Source organism: Bradyrhizobium prioriisuperbiae, from assembly GCF_032397745.1.
GTDB classification, from domain to species: Bacteria; Pseudomonadota; Alphaproteobacteria; order Rhizobiales; family Xanthobacteraceae; genus Bradyrhizobium_A; species Bradyrhizobium_A prioriisuperbiae.
Map to the genome: position 1 here is coordinate 5,553,173 of NZ_CP135921.1, position 22,106 is coordinate 5,575,278.

The 22,106-nt window shown below is 63.5% G+C and carries 22 protein-coding genes; 11 read left to right on the plus strand and 11 right to left on the minus strand.

The window, feature by feature from the left end:
• Positions 1-2: 2 nt before the first annotated feature.
• Positions 3-1,736, minus strand: coding sequence for an alpha/beta hydrolase family protein (locus RS897_RS26195; RefSeq protein WP_315831620.1), 1,734 nt, complete (start codon positions 1,734-1,736; stop codon positions 3-5).
• Positions 1,737-1,970: 234 nt separating this feature from the next.
• Between RS897_RS26195 and RS897_RS26200 the strand changes: the two genes are divergently transcribed.
• Positions 1,971-3,170 (plus strand): TrmJ/YjtD family RNA methyltransferase, encoded by a 1,200-nt coding sequence (locus tag RS897_RS26200; RefSeq protein ID WP_315831621.1) that lies wholly within the window; start codon positions 1,971-1,973, stop codon positions 3,168-3,170.
• A 32-nt stretch (positions 3,171-3,202) separates the two neighbouring features.
• Here the strand turns inward: RS897_RS26200 and RS897_RS26205 are convergent, their stop codons facing one another.
• Positions 3,203-3,841, minus strand: a complete 639-nt coding sequence (locus RS897_RS26205) for a hypothetical protein (RefSeq protein WP_315831622.1) — start codon at positions 3,839-3,841, stop codon at positions 3,203-3,205.
• A 266-nt stretch (positions 3,842-4,107) separates the two neighbouring features.
• Between RS897_RS26205 and RS897_RS26210 the strand changes: the two genes are divergently transcribed.
• The gene (locus tag RS897_RS26210; protein WP_315831623.1) at positions 4,108-5,613 is read left to right on the plus strand and encodes a carboxylesterase/lipase family protein; all 1,506 of its coding nucleotides are present in this window, start codon (positions 4,108-4,110) and stop codon (positions 5,611-5,613) included.
• Here the strand turns inward: RS897_RS26210 and RS897_RS26215 are convergent.
• Positions 5,593-6,003, minus strand: a complete 411-nt coding sequence (locus RS897_RS26215) for a VOC family protein (RefSeq protein ID WP_315831624.1) — start codon at positions 6,001-6,003, stop codon at positions 5,593-5,595. The genes RS897_RS26210 and RS897_RS26215 overlap by 21 nt on opposite strands.
• A gap of 129 nt (positions 6,004-6,132) precedes the next feature.
• Here RS897_RS26215 and RS897_RS26220 point away from each other — a divergent pair, with 129 nt between their 5' ends.
• On the plus strand, positions 6,133-7,275 hold the full coding sequence (locus RS897_RS26220; RefSeq protein ID WP_315831625.1) for a dipeptidase: 1,143 nt from the start codon (positions 6,133-6,135) through the stop codon (positions 7,273-7,275).
• Positions 7,276-7,330: 55 nt separating this feature from the next.
• On the opposite strand, the gene RS897_RS26225 is transcribed toward RS897_RS26220, so the two are convergent.
• The gene (locus RS897_RS26225) at positions 7,331-7,645 is read right to left on the minus strand and encodes a DUF1476 domain-containing protein (RefSeq protein WP_315831626.1); all 315 of its coding nucleotides are present in this window, start codon (positions 7,643-7,645) and stop codon (positions 7,331-7,333) included.
• 297 nt (positions 7,646-7,942) lie between these two features.
• Between RS897_RS26225 and purC the strand changes: the two genes are divergently transcribed.
• The 5 genes from purC to RS897_RS26250 are packed head-to-tail and all read left to right on the plus strand — an operon-like array spanning position 7,943 to position 10,894.
• Entirely contained in the window at positions 7,943-8,710 is a 768-nt protein-coding gene (gene purC / locus RS897_RS26230) for a phosphoribosylaminoimidazolesuccinocarboxamide synthase (RefSeq protein ID WP_315831627.1), read from the plus strand.
• A 5-nt stretch (positions 8,711-8,715) separates the two neighbouring features.
• Complete coding sequence (gene purS / locus RS897_RS26235) at positions 8,716-8,958, plus strand: phosphoribosylformylglycinamidine synthase subunit PurS (RefSeq protein ID WP_315831628.1); 243 nt, start codon at positions 8,716-8,718, stop codon at positions 8,956-8,958.
• Positions 8,959-8,973: 15 nt separating this feature from the next.
• The gene (locus RS897_RS26240; RefSeq protein ID WP_315831629.1) at positions 8,974-9,207 is read left to right on the plus strand and encodes a hypothetical protein; all 234 of its coding nucleotides are present in this window, start codon (positions 8,974-8,976) and stop codon (positions 9,205-9,207) included.
• A complete protein-coding gene (purQ, locus tag RS897_RS26245; RefSeq protein ID WP_315831630.1) occupies positions 9,204-9,905 on the plus strand; it encodes a phosphoribosylformylglycinamidine synthase subunit PurQ in 702 nt (233 codons plus the stop codon). Before RS897_RS26240 ends, purQ begins: the two co-directional genes overlap by 4 nt.
• Positions 9,902-10,894, plus strand: a complete 993-nt coding sequence (locus RS897_RS26250) for a tripartite tricarboxylate transporter substrate-binding protein (protein WP_315831631.1) — start codon at positions 9,902-9,904, stop codon at positions 10,892-10,894. The genes purQ and RS897_RS26250 overlap by 4 nt, the downstream gene beginning before the upstream one ends.
• Before the next feature lie 20 nt (positions 10,895-10,914).
• Here the strand turns inward: RS897_RS26250 and RS897_RS26255 are convergent, their stop codons facing one another.
• Positions 10,915-11,373: a PaaI family thioesterase gene (locus RS897_RS26255; RefSeq protein WP_315831632.1), complete on the minus strand. Its 459-nt coding sequence runs from the start codon at positions 11,371-11,373 to the stop codon at positions 10,915-10,917.
• 238 nt (positions 11,374-11,611) lie between these two features.
• Between RS897_RS26255 and purL the strand changes: the two genes are divergently transcribed.
• Entirely contained in the window at positions 11,612-13,825 is a 2,214-nt protein-coding gene (gene purL, locus RS897_RS26260) for a phosphoribosylformylglycinamidine synthase subunit PurL (protein WP_315831633.1), read from the plus strand.
• Positions 13,826-13,870: 45 nt separating this feature from the next.
• Here the strand turns inward: purL and RS897_RS26265 are convergent, their stop codons facing one another.
• From RS897_RS26265 to RS897_RS26280, 4 genes are all read right to left on the minus strand, one after another.
• On the minus strand, positions 13,871-15,082 hold the full coding sequence (locus RS897_RS26265; protein WP_315831634.1) for an MFS transporter: 1,212 nt from the start codon (positions 15,080-15,082) through the stop codon (positions 13,871-13,873).
• Between the two features lie 244 nt (positions 15,083-15,326).
• Positions 15,327-15,749, minus strand: coding sequence for a cupin domain-containing protein (locus tag RS897_RS26270; protein WP_315831635.1), 423 nt, complete (start codon positions 15,747-15,749; stop codon positions 15,327-15,329).
• A gap of 60 nt (positions 15,750-15,809) precedes the next feature.
• Entirely contained in the window at positions 15,810-16,562 is a 753-nt protein-coding gene (locus RS897_RS26275) for an SDR family oxidoreductase (protein WP_315831636.1), read from the minus strand.
• A gap of 189 nt (positions 16,563-16,751) precedes the next feature.
• Positions 16,752-17,663, minus strand: coding sequence for an MBL fold metallo-hydrolase (locus tag RS897_RS26280; protein WP_315831637.1), 912 nt, complete (start codon positions 17,661-17,663; stop codon positions 16,752-16,754).
• 192 nt (positions 17,664-17,855) lie between these two features.
• Here RS897_RS26280 and RS897_RS26285 point away from each other — a divergent pair, with 192 nt between their 5' ends.
• Together RS897_RS26285 and RS897_RS26290 are read left to right on the plus strand one after the other, a co-directional pair.
• Positions 17,856-18,824, plus strand: a complete 969-nt coding sequence (locus tag RS897_RS26285; protein WP_315838749.1) for a LysR family transcriptional regulator — start codon at positions 17,856-17,858, stop codon at positions 18,822-18,824.
• A gap of 47 nt (positions 18,825-18,871) precedes the next feature.
• Positions 18,872-19,897: a mechanosensitive ion channel family protein gene (locus RS897_RS26290; protein ID WP_315831638.1), complete on the plus strand. Its 1,026-nt coding sequence runs from the start codon at positions 18,872-18,874 to the stop codon at positions 19,895-19,897.
• Here RS897_RS26290 and RS897_RS26295 read toward each other — a convergent pair.
• Positions 19,880-20,368 carry an RrF2 family transcriptional regulator gene (locus RS897_RS26295; RefSeq protein WP_315831639.1) on the minus strand — a complete coding sequence of 163 codons (489 nt, stop codon included), beginning with the start codon at positions 20,366-20,368 and terminating at the stop codon, positions 19,880-19,882. The genes RS897_RS26290 and RS897_RS26295 overlap by 18 nt on opposite strands.
• Before the next feature lie 208 nt (positions 20,369-20,576).
• Positions 20,577-22,100 carry an acyl-CoA synthetase gene (locus tag RS897_RS26300; protein WP_315831640.1) on the minus strand — a complete coding sequence of 508 codons (1,524 nt, stop codon included), beginning with the start codon at positions 22,098-22,100 and terminating at the stop codon, positions 20,577-20,579.
• Between the last annotated feature and the right edge of the window lie 6 nt (positions 22,101-22,106).

The following is a 22,106-nucleotide window of genomic DNA, read 5'->3' on the forward strand; positions in this document are numbered from 1 at the left end:
CTTCAAAACACTGCCTGGGTCGCTGTTCCTGCCACCACGTACCAGGTCACCACCAGGGCGCAGATCAGCGCGCCGGGCAGGCTCGATCCGGTCCGCCGCCAGGTGTGGGTCGCCAGCACGCCGACAGCCGCCAATAGCGGCACGAACTGGATCGCGACAATGGTGGAGAGCGGCACGAAGCCGGGATCGGGCAGCGGGTTGAACAGCTTTCCGGTAAGCCACAGCGTGCCGTATTGCAGCCCCACCAGGACGATGAAGCCTGCCGATAGCGCCAGCGCGTTGGTCAGGATCAGCCGGAGGCACCCGGCGCCTGGGCGGCTGAAATTGCGGTGCAGGACATGCAGCGCGATCACGAAAAACACCGTGAACGGCGGCAGGTAGATCAGGAACATCAGCCACTGTTTGGCGCTCATCAGCTTGAGCGCCACGATCCAGAACCGGAAGTCGATTGTGAAGGCGAGATCGGCAAGCCAGAGCGCCAGATAGCCGATTGCAGCCGTTGCAATGGCGATCAGGATCGAGGGAACGATGATGCCGCTGCGGCGGCTGGCGCGTTTGGGCGCGAACGGCATCAGCGCCAGCGTGATGAGGGCATTGATCAGGGCCCAGACCACGACCTGGTTGGTGATGCCTTGCGGGTAATAGCCGGACGGCTTCACGAACGTGCCGGCGAGGGCAAACGCCGGATAATAAGTCAGGGCCGGGATCAGGGCTGAGAGCCAGAACGCAGTCCACCAGCGGCCGGCGGTGGTATCCACCGTCGCCGTCGGTTGGGGGCCGTCCACCGGCTGCGGCAAAGCGAGCCTTGAGAACGCGGGCATGCCGATGAACACGTCAAACGCGCCCATCAGCAACACGACGAAACCAATCAGGGCGATCAGCGTGCCGATTTCCTTGCGGAACCAGATCTGGTTGTCCGCCGGCAGCGGCGTGCCGCCCTGCAGGGTTTTCGCGAACCAGTCGAGACTGTAACCGATCGCTTCATGGGAAATATGCTCGGCCGGGTGGGTGATCGCCGGCGTGTAGAGCACCCGCGCGGTGCCCTGCGCGATGTCGCCATAGACCTTGCCCGGCTCCACGGCCCCGGTGGTGCCGAACATCGCCCAGAGTTTCGGGCTTTGGGTCACGTCCTTGGCGCGATCGACGCCCCACATCAACGTCGAGAATTCTTCGTATTGCGCGAACACCAGCGCGGTGTTGCGCGGCCAGCTCGGCGTGCCGTCAGCGGCGAAGGGGGCGCCGGTGGACGAGCTTTCCAGCACCATCGCCTTGTAGTCGCCGGGCATGGCGACTGCTGCGGCAAGGATGGTCCAGCCGCCCATGGAATGGCCTTCAAGACCGATATTGGCTTTGTCGACGAACGGAAGGCTGCGCAGGTAAGCGAGGCCGTCGGGGCCGCCGAACCCGTTGGCGAACGCCGGAGGATCGCTGTAGCCATGGCCGGTCTGGTCGAGCGCCACCACCACATAGCCGCGACGGGCAAACTCGATGGCGAAACCGTCCTGGGTCTCTCGCGAATTGATGTAGCCGTGCACGGCGAGAATGCCGGGAGCAGGCTTCTCAGCCGTGGCGCCGGGCGGAACATAGAGCAGGGCGCTCATGGTGTTGCCCTTGGCGCCCTTGAAGCGAACGTCCTGGATGCGGATGCCACCGGAAGTCTGGGTGAGGTGGGCGATCAGGCCACCTATGACAATCAGCAACACACCGGCAATTGCCCAGGACCATCGTGCGCGCATTCCCATCCTCCCGCGCGCCGGCGAGGCGCTTATTCGTTTTAATTGTGATTCCAACCGTATCCGAAACTCATTCGCGCGCAATGGGGCGTAGGCCGTGCCCCAGTTGAGATTGTGCAAGAGATTCAAGGCGCTCGCCTAACCCTATTATTTGCTTGAGAAATTCTCCAAAAAGCGCAATCGAGGCGGCCTCGGCCATTGAAACGGCCCACCGAGCCTCAGAATCAGGAAAACGCGATGTCCGGAACGGACAGAACCAAAACTGCTGCGGACCTGCCCGGTCCCGTCGTCATTCTTGTCGAGCCGCAGCTTGGCGAGAACATCGGCATGGCCGCGCGCGCCATGGGCAATTTTGGGCTGACGCGGCTGCGCATCGTCAATCCGCGCGACGGCTGGCCGAACCTGCATGCCACGCGCGCGGCGGCGGGGGCCGACCACATCATCGACACTGTCGAGCTGTTCGACACCGTCCAGGCCGCGGTGGCCGACCTCAATTTGCTGTTTGCGACCACGGCACGGCCGCACGACCAGGCCAAGCCCGTGGTCGGACCGGATATCGCAGCTAGCGAGATCGTTGCGCACATCGCGGGTGGCGGCGGTGCTGGCATCCTGTTCGGCCGGGAACGTTACGGCTTGCAGGCGGAAGAGGTCGGGCTTGCCGACCGTATCATCACCTTTCCGGTCAACCCGGCGTTTGCTTCACTCAACCTTGCCCAGGCAGTGCTGCTGGTCGGCTATGAGTGGTTCAAGCACGCGGCCGGCGGCGTGCTGCCGAACGCCATGCCGGAGCGCAGCCCGCGCGCCGGCAAGGAGCAGGTCGCGTCGTTCTTCGACAATCTGGTCACTGAGCTCGACAAGGTGGAATTTTTGCGCCCGCCGGAAAAGCGCGACACGATGCTGGTGAACCTGCGCAACATTTTCACCCGGATGGAGCCGACCAAACAGGACATGCACACCCTGCACGGCGTGGTGATGGCGATCGCCGAGGGCCGCAAGGGCCCGGCCAAGGGCGGTGTGCTCGATGGCGCCCAGGCGACGCGCCTGCGCGCGCTGCTGGCGGAGCAGGGCGGCGCCGGCAAGCCGTCCGACGATGGCGGTTCGGTGCGGGGTCTGGCGCGATTGCTGCGGCGAAATCCCACCGATGCCGAGCGTTTGCTGTGGGACGCGCTGCGGTCCGATCGCCGCTTCGCCGGCAACTTCAAGCGGCAGACACCCGTCGGCCGTCATATCCCGGATTTCGTCTCGTTCACCCAGCGCGTGGCCGTCGAACTGCTCAATGCGGATGAAACGCAGGCCATCGCAGCGGATCGCGCGGCGCGCAAGTCCTGGCTCGAACAGCGCAATTATCGGGTGATGGTGCTGGCCGCGACCGACGTCGAAAGCAACCTCGCGGCGGCTCTGGACCAGCTCGCCGCCGCAGCAACGCCCGAGGTGTGAGCGAAGCGGAGGCGTGTGTTGGGCGCCGCCGGTCAGCCGTCGTGGGTGTATTGTTGGCCTAGCAGCCAGCCGGTCACAATGCCGGCGGGACCACCCCCGGTGGCATAGATGGGATGCAGGCCCACGCCCGCGCGAAGCATCCGCCATTCGGCATTGCCGACCCAGGGAATTCCGGGATCGCCCCGCTGGTATTGGCTGAGCAGCGTGCGGGCCGTCAGTTCGGCATTGGCGAAGATCTGGCCGTTGGCCCACCTTGGACGAGGCAGGCCGGTCATTCGGCAATAGAGTGCAGTGCAGACATAGGCCGAGGCTTCTTCCGCGTTGCCATCGAGGCCGGTGCGGAGCAGATCATACGCCGCATGCAGGCTCTCATGCACGATGTTCGCCTCGTCCAGTCGACCCAACGCGGAGGCAACTTCAATTGTGTTGGCGCGAACCACGGTGCCGTTCGCACGGGTTCGGGCGACGTCGTTGTATTGCGCGGCCACGCCGGCCGCGAGATCGGTCGGGCGCCGGACGATGACGCGGCCGGACTGGATGGCGCGTGCGACGTGGTGGAAGGTTTGCGGTGCGATCGTGACGTGGCTGCCGGCGATGGGAAATCGGAACCGAATGCGCGCGACCGTCGGGCCGTTGAGCACCTGCAGCACTTTACTATCGAGTGAGGACATCGATCATCCCTCGCCGGCTGTTGATATCAACAGTCCTGAGAAGGTTGTCGGAGGTTCGGACCAGCAGGTTCGACTGCGATGGAGATTTATTGTCGGCTGCGAACGGTCGCGTTCCTATCCAAGTCTTAACATGATGTTTCGGAAGGCTAACACCGTGGTATTTGACACTGCGGACCTCCTGCGATCTGCTCCAGGCAAGCAAAAACCAACAATGGGATGGAATGGTGGGCAGAATTTTTCTTGTTGCGGCGCTTCTGTGCGCGTCGATGACAACCGCCTTCTCCGGATCGGATCCGCAACTGACCAAGCCGGTGGCCACGACCGGCGGCAAGGTTGTCGGCGTCGCGGAAACCGATTTGAACGTCTTCAGGGGTATTCCGTTTGCCGCGCCTCCGGTGCGCAATCTTCGATGGCGGGATCCGCAGCCGGCCGTGCCCTGGAGCGGCACCAGGATCGCCGATCGGTTTTCGCCGATGTGCCTGCAGTCGCTGCGACCGAAGAACTCGGTCTTCTATCTCGGTGAGGAAGCGAGCAGTGAGGACTGCCTCTATCTGAACATCTGGGCGCCGCGCGCGGGCGAGCCGAAGAAACCGGTCATGGTCTTCATCTATGGCGGCGGCTGGACCATCGGCTCGGCGTCGTTGCCGCTTTATTCCGGTGACGGACTGGCGCGCAAGGGCGTGGTCGTCGTGTCGTTCAATTACCGTGTCGGCACCCTGGGCTTTCTCAGCCATCCGGAGCTTGCGAAGGAATCGCCCGATGGCACGTCCGGCAACTATGGCCTGAAGGACATGGTCGCGGCGCTGCAATGGGTGAAGGCCAACGTCGCCCGGTTCGGCGGCGATCCGCAGAATGTAACGCTGTACGGCCAGTCCGCCGGCGCCGCGGCGATCTCGTTGCTGATGGCGTCGCCGAAGGCCAAGGGCCTGTTCCAGAAGGCCATCGGGGAAAGCGGCGCCTTCGGCACCGGCGAGCGCATGCTGGACCGCGCGGCGGCCGAGACCGCCGGTGTCGCGCTGGCTGAAAAACTCAAGGCTCCCTCGATCACCGACATGCGAAACCTTGGCGGTGATGTGATTGTCACGACCGGCAACACGTCGCGGCCGATCATCGATGGCGTATTCCTGCCGCGTCAGCCCAGCGAGATCTTCAAGTCCGGTGCCCAGATGGCGATTCCGATCCTGGTTGGCGCCAATGCGAACGAGGCGACCGTCTATCCGGTGGTGCGCAGGGCGGAGGATTTCCGCAACGATGCGGTGAAGACTTATGGCGAGAGGGCAGGCGAACTGCTCGCGCTGTATCCGGCCACAGACGACACCGAGGCGGCGACCTCGAGCTATCAGTTGTTCCGTGACCGCGTGTTCGCGGGGCCGGTGCGGGCGTGGGCGAAGGCGCAATCCGGCGCAGCGCCGGTATTCATGTATCACTTCGCGCGGCCGCAGCCGTTCGTGAAGGGGATCGGCTTCCAGCAGCAGGCGGATGCGGTCAGCTTCGGCGCCTATCACGGCGCGGAAATGGCCTACGCCTTCGGCAATCTCGATGTGTTGAACGCGCTCGGCAAAACTCGCGACTGGTCGGATGACGATCGCAAGCTGTCCCGGCAGCTGTCGTTATACTGGGTGAATTTCGCGGCCACCGGGAATCCCAATGCCAACGGGCTGCCCGTGTGGCCGCGCTACCGCGCCGCCGACGAAAAGGTGCTGTTCGTCGGCGACGCGCTGTCTGTCCGGGACATTCCGAACAAGCCGCAGCTAGACTTTCTCGAGCGCTGAAGCTTCGCGTGGCGCTGCTGTCGCCGTATGGGGCGCGTACACCCTGATGCGGTTGCCGTCCGGATCGAGCGCCACGAAGGTGTGGCCGAAATCCATCTCGGTCGGCGGCTGGACGATCCCCAGTCGCTGTTCTGTCCATTTGCGGTGGGTGGCGCGGACTGCGTCCGCGTCCGCCACGACGAACGCGATCTCGCTGCCGCCCGGCGAAGCGACGGGGCGCGGTTGCACATCTTTCCGCAGCCACAGCCCGAGCATGACGTCGTCATGGAGGTTCAGCATGGCGAAGGTGGCGGATGCCTCCACCGGCGGCCGGCCCAGGAGCTTGCTGTAGAATTCGGCGCTGGCCAGTGGATCGGTCACATAGAGCATCACGAAGTTGAACTTGGGCATAGCGGGCTTCCTGGGTTGATGGAAACCCCATAGCCGGTGATCGCGACAGTTTCTGTCAGCAGCGTCGTCGGGCTGGTGGCGGCGAGACGCCATGGATGGCAATCTCGGGAGACGATCCAAGGATTCGCCATGCCCAAAGCCATCAGCCGCCGCACCGCCACGCTTCGTGCGCGCGAGTTTCTCAAGCGTCATCTGCTGATCGACGGCCACAACGACCTGCCGTGGGTGATCCGTAACGACAAGATCGCGCGTGGCGATGTTGCCAAATTCCGCCTCGACAAGGCGCACAACGATGCGGACACCGACATTCCGAAGCTGCGCAAGGGTGGCGTCGGCGCGCAGGTGCTGGCCGCGTATCTGCCGACCGCGATCCCGCATCCGGCGACCGTGACGCTGGAGCAGATCGATGTCATTCGCCGGATCGAAGAGCTGCATGCCGATGTGTTTCATCCGGTGCGTCGCGTCGCGGATCTGGCGGTCGCGCGCCGCCGCGGCAAGATCGGCTCCATCATGTCGGTCGAAGGCGGTGTGGGTCTTGAGGGCAGTCTGGCGCCGCTGCGCATGTGGCATGCCCTGGGCATGCGCATCATGACGCTCTGCCACAACGAGACACTGGACTGGATCGACAGCGCCACCGACGCGCCCCGCCATGACGGACTGACGGATTTCGGACGTTCAGTGATCGCCGAGCTCAATCGGCTCGGGGTGCTGATCGATTGCAGCCACGCCTCACCGAAATCGGCGCATGACGTGCTTGACGTGTCGACGGCACCGATGGCGTTGACGCATTCGAATGCATTTGCGCTGTGCGATCACCCACGCAATGCGCCCGACGATCTGCTGAAGCGCTTGCCCGCCAATGGCGGTATCGTGATGGCAACGTTCGTGCCGATCTTCATGCGGCAGCAGACCCTGCAGGCGGTGCGGCCGTATCAGGACCAGTTCGGTAAGTCGCGCCACGATCTCTCGCAGGGCGAGGGCATCGCGGCTGACACGCTCTCGCGGAGTGGCTGGGAGCGGGATGGGGCCTCCGTGCTGGCCGACCACATCGAATACATGACCAACATCGTCGGCATCGACCACATCGGCATCGGTTCGGATTTCTACGGCGGCCCGACGCCGCCCGGGCTGGAAGATGCCAGCACGTTTCCGTTTCTGTTTGCGGAACTGACCCTGCGCGGCTGGGGCGAGGATGCCCTCGCCAAGCTGGCCGGGCGGAACACGGTTCGCGTCCTCAGGGACGTTGAAAAAGCGGCCCGCACGCGGAGTTGATCGCGGGCGGGCTGCGGGGAGCCAATCAAAGGGGCCGGGAGTTGGCCGGACGGGGTCAGCCGGCCTTGATCTGCTCCACGGCGACGGCGAGCAACTCCAGCATCTTCTCGCGAATCGCCTGGTCGGTGACGCCTTTGCCGGCCAGATCCTTGGCAACCTTGCGCACCACGTCCTCGTCGCCGGCTTCCTCGAAGTCGGCTGCGACCACTTCCTTGGCGTAGGCTGTGGCCTCATCGCCGGTTTTGCCGAGCTTTTCGGCGGCCCAGAGGCCCAGAAGCCGGTTTCGGCGGGATTCCGCCTTGAACTTCAGGTCCGCGTCATGAGCGAACTTCTTCTCAAAGGCGTCCTTGCGGTCGTCGAAAGTCGTCATGATATCGATCCTGTTGGCTGGTATGAGAAGAGAGTCGGTTTCTGGCCGATTTTGCCAGTTTCCTTAACCAGATGCACGTGGCCGAGACAGCAGGCAATCGGTCGCAGGAAGGGCGGTAAAACTGCCTCAAAATGGTCTCCGTCGATTGTATCGGGGGGGCCAATCAGCTAGGTTGCCAACAGGTCCAGTTCTCGTTCTGTTTCCCGAGTTCCGGTTCTCGCGGCAGCTCCGCCGTGGGTCATGTTTCAAACGGAGCCTATCCCATCCATGGACTTCAACAACACACGGTACATCCCAATGAGCCGTCGGCGTCGCATCTACGAAGGCAAGGCCAAGGTCCTCTATGAAGGACCGGAACCCGGCACCCTGATTCAGCACTTCAAGGACGACGCCACCGCATTCAATGCCAAGAAACACCAGGTGATCGAGGGCAAGGGCGTCCTCAACAACCGGATTTCGGAGTTTCTTTTCCAGCATCTGAATGACATCGGGGTGCCGACCCACTTCATCCGCCGTCTCAACATGCGCGAGCAGCTCATTCGCGAGGTCGAGATCGTGCCGCTCGAGGTGGTGGTGCGCAATGTCGCCGCCGGCTCGCTGTCGCAGCGCCTCGGCATCGAGGAGGGCACCCAGCTGCCCCGCTCGATCATCGAATTCTACTACAAGAACGACCAGCTCAACGACCCGATGGTCTCGGAAGAGCACATCACCGCGTTCGGCTGGGCCACGCCCCAGGAGATCGACGACATCATGGCGCTGGCCATCCGGGTCAATGATTTCCTGACCGGACTGTTTCTCGGCATCGGCATCCGCCTGGTCGATTTCAAGATGGAGTGCGGCCGTCTCTTCGAAAACGAGATGATGCGCATCATCGTCGCCGACGAGATCTCCCCGGACTCCTGCCGTCTGTGGGACATCAAGTCGAACGAAAAGCTCGACAAGGACCGTTTCCGCCGCGATCTCGGTGGCGTACTCGAAGCCTACACCGAAGTCGCCAAGCGGCTCGGCATCCTGGGCGAGAATGAGCGTCCGGCCGGCGCCGGCCCGGTGCTGGTGAAGGGCTGAGCGCGATGAAGGCACGTGTCACAGTCACGCTGAAGAACGGCATTCTGGACCCGCAGGGCAAGGCTATCGAGGGAGCACTGAAATCGCTCGGCATCGATGGCGTCGCCAGCGTCCGCCAGGGCAAGGTGTTCGACATCGAGCTCGCCGGCGGCGACAAGGCGAAGGCGGAGGCGGCGTTGAAGGACGCCGCCGACAAGCTCTTGGCCAATACGGTGATCGAGAATTACCGGGTCGAGGTGGTGGGTTGAGGAGGGGGCCCGATCATGGCCGTCGTCACCAACGAATTGATGTGCGAGATGCTCAAGCAAATCCAGGAGCGTCTCAATCGCGTCGATCACAAGACCGATGAAATCAAGAATGAGCTGCAGGCTATGCGCGGCCATCTCGTGGCCGTACAACAGGACGTCGGCAATGTTTATCAAACATTGGTCCGTCACGAAGCGCGTCTGGAGCGGATAGAGAACCGTCTCGAACTGGGCGATACGCACACACCATGAAATCTGCAGTTCTCGTCTTCCCCGGCATCAATCGCGAACGCGACATGGCGCGGGCGCTCAAGCTGATCTCGGGCCATGAGCCCGCGATGGTCTGGCACGCCGAGACGGCGCTGCCCACCGGCACTGACCTCGTGGTCGTGCCGGGCGGCTTCTCCTACGGCGATTACCTGCGTTGCGGCGCCATCGCTGCGCGCGCACCGATCATGGACGCAGTGCGGGCCTATGCCGCGAAGGGCGGCCTCGTGCTCGGCGTCTGCAACGGTTTCCAGATCCTCTGCGAGTCCGGCCTCTTGCCGGGTGTTCTCATGCGCAATGCGCGGCTGAAGTTCATCTGCAAGGATGTGCATCTGCGCGTCGAGCGTTCTGACACGCCGTTCACCCGCGGCTACAATGCGGGGCAGGTGATCCGCGTGCCGGTGGCACACGGCGAGGGCAACTACGCCGCCGATGAAGAGACGCTGAAGCGGCTCGAGGGCGAGGGGCGGGTGCTCTATCGTTATTGCTCGGCGACCGGCGACGTCGGCGACCTGCACAACATCAATGGCGCGGCGGCCTCGATCGCCGGCATTGTCAGCGAGCAGGGCAACGTGCTCGGCATGATGCCGCATCCGGAAAACCACGTCGAAGACATCATGGGCAACACCGACGGCCGCGGCTTGTTCGCAGGGCTGACAGCGCATCTGGAGCGCGCTGCATGATTGGCCGCGTGCGAACGGCTGCGCGTGCCGCCGTTCTGCTTGCTGCCGTCGGCGTTTTTGCTTTCGGCAACACTGCGCCGGCCGCCGCACAGGACAGCAATTATCCCAGCCGCCCGGTCACCATGATCGTGCCGTTCGCTGCGGGCGGCTCGTCCGACGTGATCGCGCGCGCGGTGGCCGAGCAGATGGGCGCACCGCTGGGGCAGACCATCGTCAACGAAAATGTCGGCGGCGCCGGAGGCTCGATTGCGCTGGCGCGCGCGGCCCGCGCCGAGCCGGACGGCTATACCATCGTGATCGGCAACGCCGGCACCAACGCCGCGACCTACACGATTTACCCGAAACTGTCGTTCACGCCGGAGTCCTTCGTGCCGATCGCCATGGTCGCCAAGACCTTCGGCGTCGTGGCGCTGAAGAAGGAATTTCCGGCGAACAACGTGCAGGAATTCATCGCCTACGCGAAGAAGAATCCGGGCAAGATCAATCTCGGCCACGCCGGTGTCGGCTCCTCGAATTACCTGATCTGCAAGGCGTTCGTGCAGGCGGCCGGTGTCGACGTGGCGCTGGTTGGCTATCGTGGCGCAGGCCCGGCGCTGACCGACCTGATCGGCGGCCAGATCGATGGCGTCTGCGACGCCGCGACCTCGGTCTCGCAGGCGATCCAGGACAAACTGGTGAAGGGCCTCGTGATCGGCTCGACCAAACGGCTATCGACGCTGCCGGATGTGCCGACATCGGCGGAGGCCGGCATTCCCGAGTTCGAAGCGCAGGGCTGGAACGGGCTGTTCGCGCCCAAGGGCACGCCGCCCGCGATCATCGCCAAAATAAATGCCGCGGCCCGCAAGGCGGTTGCCGGCGAAGCGGTGCAAAAGCGCTTGAAAGACCTCTCGTCGGTCGCGCCCGACGAGGCCGAGCAGACGCCTGAGGGGCTGCAGCAGGTGGTGACGCGCGACGTGGCGAAATTCCGCGTGCTGTTGCAGGAGAAGTAGCTCGTCTGGGCTACTTGGTCTTACGTCCGTTTCTTCACCCGCTTGATCGTCCCCGAAAAGCTTAGCAGCGGCCGGCCGTCACTGGTCAGCAGGCCGCGCAAAAAGATCAGCGAGCCGCCGGCGCGGGTGACTTCGCCATTGGCTTCGACCAGTTCGCCTTCCTTGGCCGCATCGAGGAATTCGGCGTTGAAGGCGACCGTCACGCCCGAGCCCTGCAGCTCGCGCCGCGCGAAGGCGAACAGGCAGTAGTCGGCGAAGGTCATGAAGCAGCCGCCATGGACGTTCTGTTGCCCATTCAGGTGCTTTTTCTCGACCCGGAAGGCGCAGCGGATCCGGCCGTCCTCCTCCAGCCGGTGCCAGAACGGACCGTTGTGCGATTCGAAGGTGTCGCGGGTCCAGGTGGTCCAGCCGGCGAATTCGCCCTCGGTGGCGGTAAAGGTGTTGCGGTGGTCCGGCGGGATCGGCGAGACAAGGTTCACGGCGTCTCCTCAAACAGTCGATTGCTGCATTGCCGGAGGACATAATCCGACTGGCCGGGCCGGTGCAAATGGCCCGTTTCGGGGCGATCCCCAGCTTTGGCCGGGTTGTTGAAGAAGAGGGGCAGAAAGGCCTTTTCCGGCCCTTCCGATGCCCGTAAACAGGGCCAAATACCTGCCAACCGGCATATGCTGTCAGTTGGCATATATCCCGAAATCCTCTGAGCCCCGCGCGAGCCCCATGTCGTCCAACGAACCGAAAATCACCCCGGATCTCGTCGCCAGCCATGGCCTGAAGCCGGACGAATATGAGCGGATTCTGAAGCTGATCGGGCGCGAGCCGAGCTTCACGGAACTCGGCATTTTTTCGGCGATGTGGAACGAGCACTGCTCCTACAAGTCCTCGCGCAAGCACCTGCGCGGGCTGCCGACCAAGGCGCCGTGGGTGCTGCAGGGGCCGGGCGAGAATGCCGGCGTGATCGACATCGGGGACAACCAGGCGGTGGTTTTCAAGATGGAGAGCCACAACCACCCCAGCTATATCGAGCCATACCAGGGCGCGACCACCGGCGTCGGCGGCATCCTGCGTGACGTCTTCACCATGGGCGCGCGTCCGATCGCCTGCCTCAATGCGCTGTCTTTTGGAGACCCGTCGCATCCCAAGACCCGCCATCTGGTGTCGGGCGTGGTCGCCGGTGTCGGCGGCTACGGCAATTCGTTCGGTGTGCCGACCGTGGGCGGGCAGGTGCGTTTCCACACCCGCTATGACGGCAACATCCTGGTCAACGCCATGGCGGTGGGCCTCGCCGACGCCGACAAGATCTTCCTGGCGGCCGCCTCCGGCGTGAGCATGCCGATCGTCTATCTCGGCTCCAAGACCGGCCGCGACGGCATCCATGGCGCCACCATGGCGTCGGCCGAATTCGACGACGCTTCCGACGAGAAGCGCCCGACCGTGCAGGTCGGCGATCCCTTTGCCGAGAAGCTGCTGCTGGAAGCCTGCCTCGAGATCATGGCCAAGGATTGCGTGATCGCGATCCAGGACATGGGCGCGGCGGGCCTCACGTGCTCCGCGGTCGAGATGGGCGCCAAGGGCGACCTCGGCGTCGACCTCAATCTCGATGCGGTGCCCACCCGCGAGACCGGCATGAGCGCCTATGAGATGATGCTCTCGGAAAGCCAGGAGCGCATGCTCATGGTGCTCAAGCCCGAGAAAGAGCAAGAAGCCGAAGCTATCTTCCGCAAGTGGGGTCTCGATTTCGCCGTGGTCGGCTACACCACGCCGACCAAGCGTTTCGTGGTCAAGCATGGCGGTCACGTGATGGCCGACCTGCCGATCAAGGAACTCGGCGACGAGGCGCCGCTCTATGATCGGCCCTATGTCGAAAGCCCGAAGCTGCCGTGCGTCCATGCCCGCGATATCGCGGCACCGTTACAGACCGTCGCCGCGCTGGAAAAGCTGCTGGCGACGCCGGAGCTGTGTTCCCGCCGCTGGGTGTGGGAGCAGTACGATCACGTCATCCTCGGCAACACCCTGCAGCGCCCCGGCGGCGATGCCGCGGTGGTGCGTGTCGAAGACGGCCCGAAGGGCCTGGCGCTGACCGTGGACGTGACGCCGCGCTATTGCGAGGCCGATCCGTTCGAAGGCGGCAAGCAGGCGGTGGCCGAAGCCTGGCGCAACATCACCGCCGTCGGTGGCCGTCCGCTGGCCATCACCGACAACCTGAACTTCGGCAACCCCGAGCGGCCCGAGATCATGGGCCAGTTCGTGCATTGTTTGCGCGGCATCTCGGCCGCCTGCACCGCGCTGGATTTCCCGGTCGTGTCCGGCAACGTCTCGCTCTATAACGAAACCAACGGTCGCGGCATCCTGCCGACCCCGTCCATCGGCGGCGTCGGCTTGCTTGATGATTTCAAGAAATCGGCAACGCTGGCGTTCAAGCAGGCGGACGAAGCCATCCTGCTGATCGGCGAGACCCATGGCTGGCTCGGACAGTCGGTGTATCTGCGCGACATCTGCGGCCGCGAAGAGGGCGCTCCGCCGCCGGTCGATCTCGCCATCGAGAAGCGAAACGGCGACGTGGTGCGCGGCATGATCCATGCGGGCACCGCCACCGCGGTGCATGACCTCTCCGACGGCGGTCTTTTGGTGGCGCTGGCGGAAATGGCGATCGCTGGCGGCATCGGCGCCACACTCGACGCGACGCCGCAGGCCATCGTGCCGCATGCCTGGTGGTATGGCGAGGACCAGGCACGCTACGTCGTCACCGTGCCGCAGGCCGATCTGCTCGGCGTGCTGACCAAGCTCAAGGCGGTGGAAGTGCCTTATGTGCAGATCGGCACCACCGGCGGCGACAAGCTGATCATCGCCGGCGAAGGCGAGGTCGCGGTGAAGACGCTGAATGCGGCGTTCGAAAGCTGGCTGCCGGCCTATATGGCGGGCAAGGCGAACTGATTTCTGATCTCACGCTGCGAGGATAGCGCGCAGCGTGATCGATCGTCAGCTCGACGCGACCGCATCGAGTGCCGGGCGCCGCCGGCTGAGCAGATGCAGGATCAGCATGACGACGCATGAACAGAGCGCGGCGAGGCCGAGAACCGCGTGGCTGCCGACATGGGTGAGCAGCCCCACCAGCACCGGCGGCGACAAGGCGGACATCGCATTGAGCGGCAGCGCGATCTGCGAGGCCGCCTTCGCATAATCGGCCTTGTCATAGAACACCAGCGGGATGGTGGCGCGGGCCACGGTGAAGGCGCCGCTGCCCAGGCCATAGAGCACGATAAAGGCCGCGATCGACCAGTAGGTGCCGCCGCTGGCCAACAGCAGCAGCATCGCGCTTGTCAGCGCGATTCCCGCGACAAACCCGGTCGTGATCCCGTCCCATCGGGCGCCGCCGAGAAAATCGATCCCGCGCGCGCTGATCTGGATCACGCCTAAGGCCGAGCCGAAGGCAATCGCCTGGGTCGGTGGAAGCCCCTGGGCTTTCAAAAGTTCGATCAGCACGGCGCTGAAGCCGAAGGTGACGAAAGCGTTCAGCGCGATCGCCGACGTGACCAGATAGAATGTTGTCTTGTGCACCCGCGGCGCTGTCGCCGCGGTCGGCGCGGGTGAAGATTCCGTCAGTTCCTGCCGCTCTGCCCGGTGCGGCAATCCGAAGGCATAGAGCGGGACGCACACCACGATCATGACCGCGGCATAGATCAGGCAGGTCGTCCGCCAGCCGATGGCGTCGGACAGGAATGCGGTGGTCGGCCAGAAGATGCTGCTGGACAATCCCGTCACCAGCATCAGAGCGCCGATGGCGCTCCTGGCGTTCCGCCCGGCGATCTCGTTGAGCATGATGTAGGCCGCCGTCGTTAGTGTCGCGCTGCCGGCGGTGCCGAGAATGGCCCATGCGGCGAAGTATTGGACTGGTCCTTGGGCGACGGCCAGCAGCGCGAACCCGGGTGCGGCGAGGCTGGCACCGACGATCATCACGCGGCGGGCGCCGAGGTTGATGAAGACCTTCGCCAGCGGCGGAGCCCACAGTCCCATCACCACGTACAGCACCGAGTTGCCGGCGAAGACCGCTGTGATGGTCATCTGAAGATCGGCAGCGACTTGGCGGCCAATGACGGCAGGAAGGGAAATCGTTCCCCAGCCGACGACCTGGGCAATGGCAAGTACGATCAGGACACGAATGATCGTCTTGTCGGATCGGAGAAACCGCATCGCCTCTGCCGGACTGCAAATGATCGGATAGCAGTCTCTGTGTAATGGCTTCGCGCTGTTGCGCGATATGCGATTTTCAGGGGGCGCACATCGATTCCTGCAGCGCGCCGGCTGATATCCGAACGGAACGGCCGGCCTCTGGGGGGAGGCCGGCCGTCGTGCATGCCCGAGCGCAGTCAGAGGGGCGACTGCCGGGCCGCATGTCCTCGCGCCATTGGGGGACGCGGGGAATGCAGAGGCACAGCTATTTCTTGATTGGAAACGTCAGTTCACGCTGGGCGGTATCGACCACGAAGACAGCGAGCAGCTTTGCCGGTTTCGCCTTGCTGGCATTTTCGCTCACGCCATGGCGGTCGCCGGGCATTTCCGAAAAGCTTTCACCGGCCTTGTAGATCGTGACGGGGCCGTCGTTGACCTGGCTGCGGATCTCGCCTTCCAAAACGGTCGCGTAGATGAAGGCGGACTGAGGATGGGTGTGGCCCTCCGAGAAGCCGCCAGGAGCATATTCCACGAGAACTCCCTTCATGCTCTTGCCTGGCACGTTCGGCAGTTCATGGTCGTAGACCAGCGTAACTTTCCCGCCTTTGCCGCCGCCAGGTGTGTCGTGTGCAAAAGCTGACCCTGACAGAAGCGCCAGGGCTGCAGCGACAACAAGTGACTTGATCATGTCGATTTTCCTTTCATGAGGTGGACGCCGCACCGTCGCACGACGACAGGCGCAAGCGGGTCATTTCCGGGGCGTTGTGGCGAACCATTGATCGAAGCCAACGCGGCCAATGCGAGGATCGTTGTCGGAGACGAGTGAACCGTCTTGCAGCTTGGTCCCGAAATACCGCGCCTCCGGGTCGGCTATCACGGTGCGCGTATCGCCGATCGCCTTGAGGTAACGGGCGACGAAATCGCAGAGCCGCGCGCGCTCGGGACCGGAAATATCGATGGTGCCGTTGACCGGCGCGGCAAGGGCTGCGTCCGTCACGAAGTCCGCGACGTCATCGGAGGCGATTGGCTGAAGATAGCCCGTCGACAGGCGCGCCGTATCGCCGACCGTGCCCCCCTGGGCGATGCCACCGAGGAATTCAAAGAACTGCGTGGACCGCACGATGGTATAGGGGGTGCCGGAGTCCCTGATGATCTTTTCCTGCGCGACCTTGGCGCGCAGATAGCCGCTTTCCGGCAACTGGTCCGTCCCGATGATGGACAGCGCGACATGATGTCTGATGCCGGCGGCCTTTTCCGCGGCAAGCAGGTTTCGGCCCGAAACCTGGAAGAATTCGAGCACGGCCTTGTCCTCGAAGGAGGGTGAATTTGCGAGGTCGATGACCACCTCGGCTCCCTTGAGCGCTTCTGCGATGCCTTCGCCGGTGATGGTATTGACGCCGGTGTTGGGAGAGGCGGCAATCACGTCATGGCCGTGTTTGCGCAGGCGTTCGGCGGTTTTGGAACCGATCAGGCCGGTTCCTCCGATGATGACGATTTTCATGTGATGTCTCCGTTCGCGCCTGCCGTTGCGGCGCACGTTGCTCGATGGGATGTTTGGGTGAAGGGCTTCGTTGAGAGACCGGCCTCTCGAAGCTGTCGAGCTCGAGGCCTTATCGAAGCCTTGGAGTTTGTCAGCCGAGCCAGACACGGCCTTGAAGGCGGCGCGCCATGGTTCGGCGCTAACAGGCGGTCAGTAATTCCACAAGGCGGGGACCCAACGATAACCGTTGCCAACGGCCGCCACCCGGCAGACGGACGGGAACGGCAGGTGAGTGCCCAGCAGCGGCTCGCCGGTCGCCGCCAACTCCCGCAACAGACGGGCACGGACGCGGACAGCCTCCTCGGGGTCGTGCTCGAAGCCGTTATGCCACTCGAGGTGATCGAAGCCGTGCGGGAGCACGGCGTCGCCGACGAACGTCAGGCGCTCGCCGCCGGATGCCAGGCGGACGATGCTATGCCCGGGGGTGTGGCCGCCCGTGCGCGTGACGACCACGCCCGGCGCCACCTCGGCGTCCGCTTCGAACGTCTGCAGCTTGCTACCGTACTGGGCCAGGAACCGTCGGGCGGCCGACCGGATCATCTCCGTCATCGGCCCCGGCATGGCGGTGCGGGAGAAATCGGGCGCCTGCCAGAACTCGGCCTCGGCGGCCGACGCGTGGATCCGGACGTCCGGACGCAGCTGATCCTGCACCCCGTCGACCAGCAGCCCGCCGACGTGGTCGAAGTGCATGTGGGTGAGCACCACGTCGGTCACTTCAGCGAGATCGATGCCGGCGGCCTGCAGGCGCGAGGACCACCGCCCGGTTTTCGGGAAGTTCGGGGCCTCCATTCCCAGTCCGGAGTCGATGAGGATGGTGCGGCCGCCGCTGCGAACGACGACCTCGTTCAGCGCCCAATCCATTACCTCCGGCTGCAGCCTCTCGTGCAGCCAGGCGGAGCGAACGGCCGGGTCGGCGTTGGTGGCCATCGCCTCCGCGGAGATCGAGATCACCCCATCGCTGACCACCATGACATCGATCTCTCCGACCCGCTGCACGTAGCGCGACGGAACCAGCTCGTCGGGGCCCGGTCCACCGGGGTGCGAGGTTTTGTCTAAGCTCATGGCTGTCTCCTGCTGACTGCGGTTTTGGGAGCGATCAGGTCGGCTCGACCGATGACGATGACATCATCGTTAGCCTTCCTCATATTAAGGATGTTGAATATCCTTATGGATATGTAGTATCCTTAATTATGTAAAGCCCTTCTGACCAAAGCAGCAGGCATAAGGCTTATGTCGAAAATAAAGGGGATGGCGATGGACATCGTTTGCGCACTGCGGAGCTTTTTGAGAGTTGCCGATGCCGGTTCGTTTTCTGCCGCCGCTTTCGATCTCAATCTGACGCAGCCTGCGGTTTCTCGGCAGGTTTCCGCGCTGGAGGCGCATCTCAATATGCGCCTTCTGCATCGCTCGACCACCGCATTGACGTTGACGGCCGAAGGCAAGCAGGTGATCCCGATGGCTCTCAGGGTTATCGAGGCGGTGGAGGCGCTCGGCGAATCCGCCAGCTCGGGAGGAGTCTCAGGCAAGGTTCGGCTATCCTTACCTGCGCCGCTGGGGCTCCATATCAGCGACCGACTTGCAGCACTCCTCAACCGCCATCCGAAGCTCTCGATCGAAGTGCTGTTTCGCGAAGAGCCGTCCGATCTGGTTGGAGAAGGCATCGATATCGAAGTGCGCCTCGGGGCCGTCGCCGATAACGATCTGGTATGTCGCAGGATCGGTTGGACGGCGGCATTTCTCGTTGCCGCGCCGAACTACCTCGAAAAGCGCGGTCCTCCGCGCACGTTCGAGGATATCAGCCGCCATGATTGCATCTGCTCCAGTCTCCACGGTGACAGCCGTTCCTGGCTGTTTTCGAACGGGACAGACGAAGTTGCCGTGCGGATCGCGCCACGTCTTGTCGTCAACAGTGCCGTCGCCGTCCACCGCGCCACGCTTGCGGGCGCCGGCATCGCAATCCTCTCCCACATCCTCGCCGTACCGGACATCGAGGCTGGCCGATTGATCAATTTGTTGCCCGATTTCCCGCCGGCCCGTCTGCCGATCACCCTGGTCTATCCCTCACGGCACAACGTGCCGCTTCGCGTCAGAACAGTCCTCGACCTTCTCGTTGCGGCCATGCGGGAAGACCGGCTGTTGGCTTCGTCGTCTGCACCGGATTCCGTGGAAACGACATTGCGCTCGACCAAAGCGCCTCCTGCCGCACCGCATGCGGCAGCGTGACTTCAAACACTTGCGCAACCTTTGGCCCGTCTTGGAGAGTTCCTGTTATGTTGGGTGAAGACCATTTGATGCCGTTTGTTCTGACCAACATTCTGGGACTCGCCGGTATCGTCGTCTGGCATGCTCAGGGCAACAACCGTCCAACAAGCCGACTGATCGTCCAGATCCTGTTCTTTATCGGCATGAGCCTCGTGCTTTACCTGGGCGGCATTTCTCCGCACCACGTCGATGACACCCACATGCAGGGTTTCGGCGCGTTGCTCTCCAAATCGGCCAGGATCCTGTGGTGGACCCATCTCGCTTGGGCAATCATCGGATTGGTTCACATCTATATCAGGCTCAACCGCCGGCCACGGGAAGCGCACCTCATCCAGGATATGGCCGTCGGCGTCATCTATCTCGGTGTGACGCTGTCGATCATAGGCTTCGTTTTCGGCGTACCGGTCGGCACGCTGGTTGCGACCTCAGGCATCGTCGCCATCATTTTCGGCCTCGCGTTGCAAAATACCCTTGGTGATGTCTTTTCGGGCATCGCGCTGACCCTCGGCAGGGCCCATGCGATCGGCGACTGGATCCAACTCAAGGACGGCACGGAAGGCCGCGTGGTCGAAACCAACTGGCGCTCCACCAACCTGCTCACCGGAGGGTATAATGTCGTTGTGGTGCCGAACAGCATTCTGGCAAAGCAGGGGGTAACCAATCTGAGTCGTCCCGACGAGACTCACCAGATCACGTTGACCGTACGCATTGTGACCACAACGCCTGATATCGTCGAGCAGGTCATGCGGTCCGTCCTGGACAGCAGCACGCGGATCGTCAAAGACCCACAGCCAGTCGTCGCCTTGAAGACGATCGATGCAGCTGCCATCGAAGTCGAGCTGCAGTTCCGCGTCGAGAGTCCCGCCGGCTGGACAGCGGCTCGCAACGAAATCATCGGTCTCGTTTATAGCCAATGCAAGGCAAGTGGTCTTTCACTGGCCGCTCCGGCCGAGAGCCTTGTTTTCAGCCTGGCTGTGATCAGCGGCGAATATGCCGCCGGGGGGATCAATGCGCGTTCAACCCGCCCGGCCTAACACCCATTCGAAAGTGTCCTTCCAGACCGCCGGAGCCGTTTCCTCTGCAAGGATCTCGGTGAGGTCCTGCAGGGTGACGCTGCGCAGTTTCTGGCGCCAGGCTTCGTCGGCCTCCCACATGATGCGTGCGACCGCACACGCGCGGCGGTTGCGATGGTTCTTGGGCAAACAGGGATTGTTTTCGCGGATGTTGTTGCAGACAAAGGTGCGTGACTTGCCTTCCACGGCCTCTACGATGTCCAAAAGAGGCAATTTCGCAGGCGGCTTCGCGAGACGGTATCCGCCGGATGGGCCAAGCGTCGTATGGACAAGGCCCGCTTGAGACAGGCTCTGCAGCGCCTTGGAAAGATATTCCTTTGGAAGCCCGTGCAATTCCGCCAGCGCCTTGGTCGACAGATAGCGCCCCTCGGGCAGGCCGGCGAGGATCGCACAGCAATGCAGCGCCCATTCAACTTGGCTTTTCAGAATCATCGATTTGTTCCGAGAACGGCGCAATCCGCATCTATTAAGGATATAGAGTATCCTATTAGTGCTGGATGTAAACCTGGAGGTCTTTGAAGCACCTCGCGTTTAGAGCGCACATCAGCCAGCCATGCTGAGCCAAGTGCTCGCCGCAGTGGCGACTTTGGCCACAGCGCTGCTCGCAACGCTCGCGAAGGCGGATGGGGGAGTGGACCGTCTAGCTCGCCTTGTCGCGCGCTTCCCAATACGGCGCGCGCAGCTTGCGTTTGAAGATCTTGCCGCTCTCCTCGCGCGGCAGCGCATCGATGAATTCGATCTCCCGGGGCACCTTGAAGTTGGCGAGTCGCCGCTTCAGATAATCCTGCACCGCCGCCGGCGTCAGCACGGCTTCATTATCCGGCTCGATATAGGCGCAGAGTTTCTCGCCGAATTCGTCGTCGGGAATGCCGAACACGGCGCAGTCGCGCACACCGTCCATGCCGATCAGGGTGTTTTCGATCTCGGCGGGGTAGATGTTGACGCCGCCCGATATCACCATGTCGCTCTTGCGGTCGCACAGGAACAGATATCCCTCGGCGTCGAGGTAGCCGACATCGCCAACGCTGATCAGGTCCTCGCGGCCGGCCTCGGCGCGCGCGCCGGTCTTGCCGTGATAGTCGAAATCGGAAATCGCCGTCTGCCGCATGAAAATCTCGCCGGGCTCACCGACGTCGCAGGGCGTCCCATCGGGGCGGAAGATCTTGACAATGCCGCCTTCGACGACACGGCCGACCGTGCCGGGTTTCGCCAGCGCTTCCTCCGAGGAGTGCCAGATCGGGATGCCGGTTTCGGTCGATCCCAGATACTCGTTGATCACCGGCCCCCACCATTTGATCATCGCCTGCTTGACCGGGATCGGGCAGGAGGCCGCGCCATGAATGATGAAGCGCAGCGACGACAGGTCGTAGCGCGCCTTTACCTCGTCCGGCAGCCGCAGCAGCCGCACGAACATGGTCGGCACCATGTGCATGTGGGTGATTTTGTGGCGCTGGATCAGCTGCAGCATGTCTTCCGGATCGAAACGCGGTTCGAGCACGATGGTGCAACCGTGACGGAACGCCAGCATGCCGTAGGAACTCGGCGCCGAGTGATACATCGGCCCGTTCATCAGGATGATCTGGTCTTCGTTCGGCTTGACGCCATAAGTGAGTCCGCCGACGCGCTCGACCGCGGCCGCCTGTTCGGGCCGCATCGGCTGCCGGCGCACGCCCTTTGGCCGTCCGGTGGTGCCGGAGGTGTAGAACATCGCCGATGCGCGTTGCGGCGGTTCCTGCGACGGCACATGGCCGTCGCGCCAGTGATCCCAGTCGGTGGCGCCTTCGGGAACGCGGGTGTCAGGCGGGCTCACGCCATAGGCGGCCGCGATTTCCGGTGGCGTTTCGACCACCAGCAGCCGCAGCCGTTTCGGCAGGCCCTGCCGGATCTGCGGCAGCAGATCGGCATGGCACACCAGGACGTCGGCGCCGCAGTCGGCGATGATGTAGGAGACCTCCTCCGCCTTCAGGTGCCAGTTGATGGGCACGATCGGCGAGCCCAGTGCGGCGGCCGCAGCCGAGGCTTCGAACAGCGCGAAATCGTTGCGCAGCATCATGGCCACCGGCTTGCCGCCGCTGACGCCGAGGGCCTTCAGGCCGGTGGTGGCCCGCGCCACGCGCTCGCGGATGGCGGGATAGCTGATCTGGCGGTCGCCGCTGATGATCATGTCGCG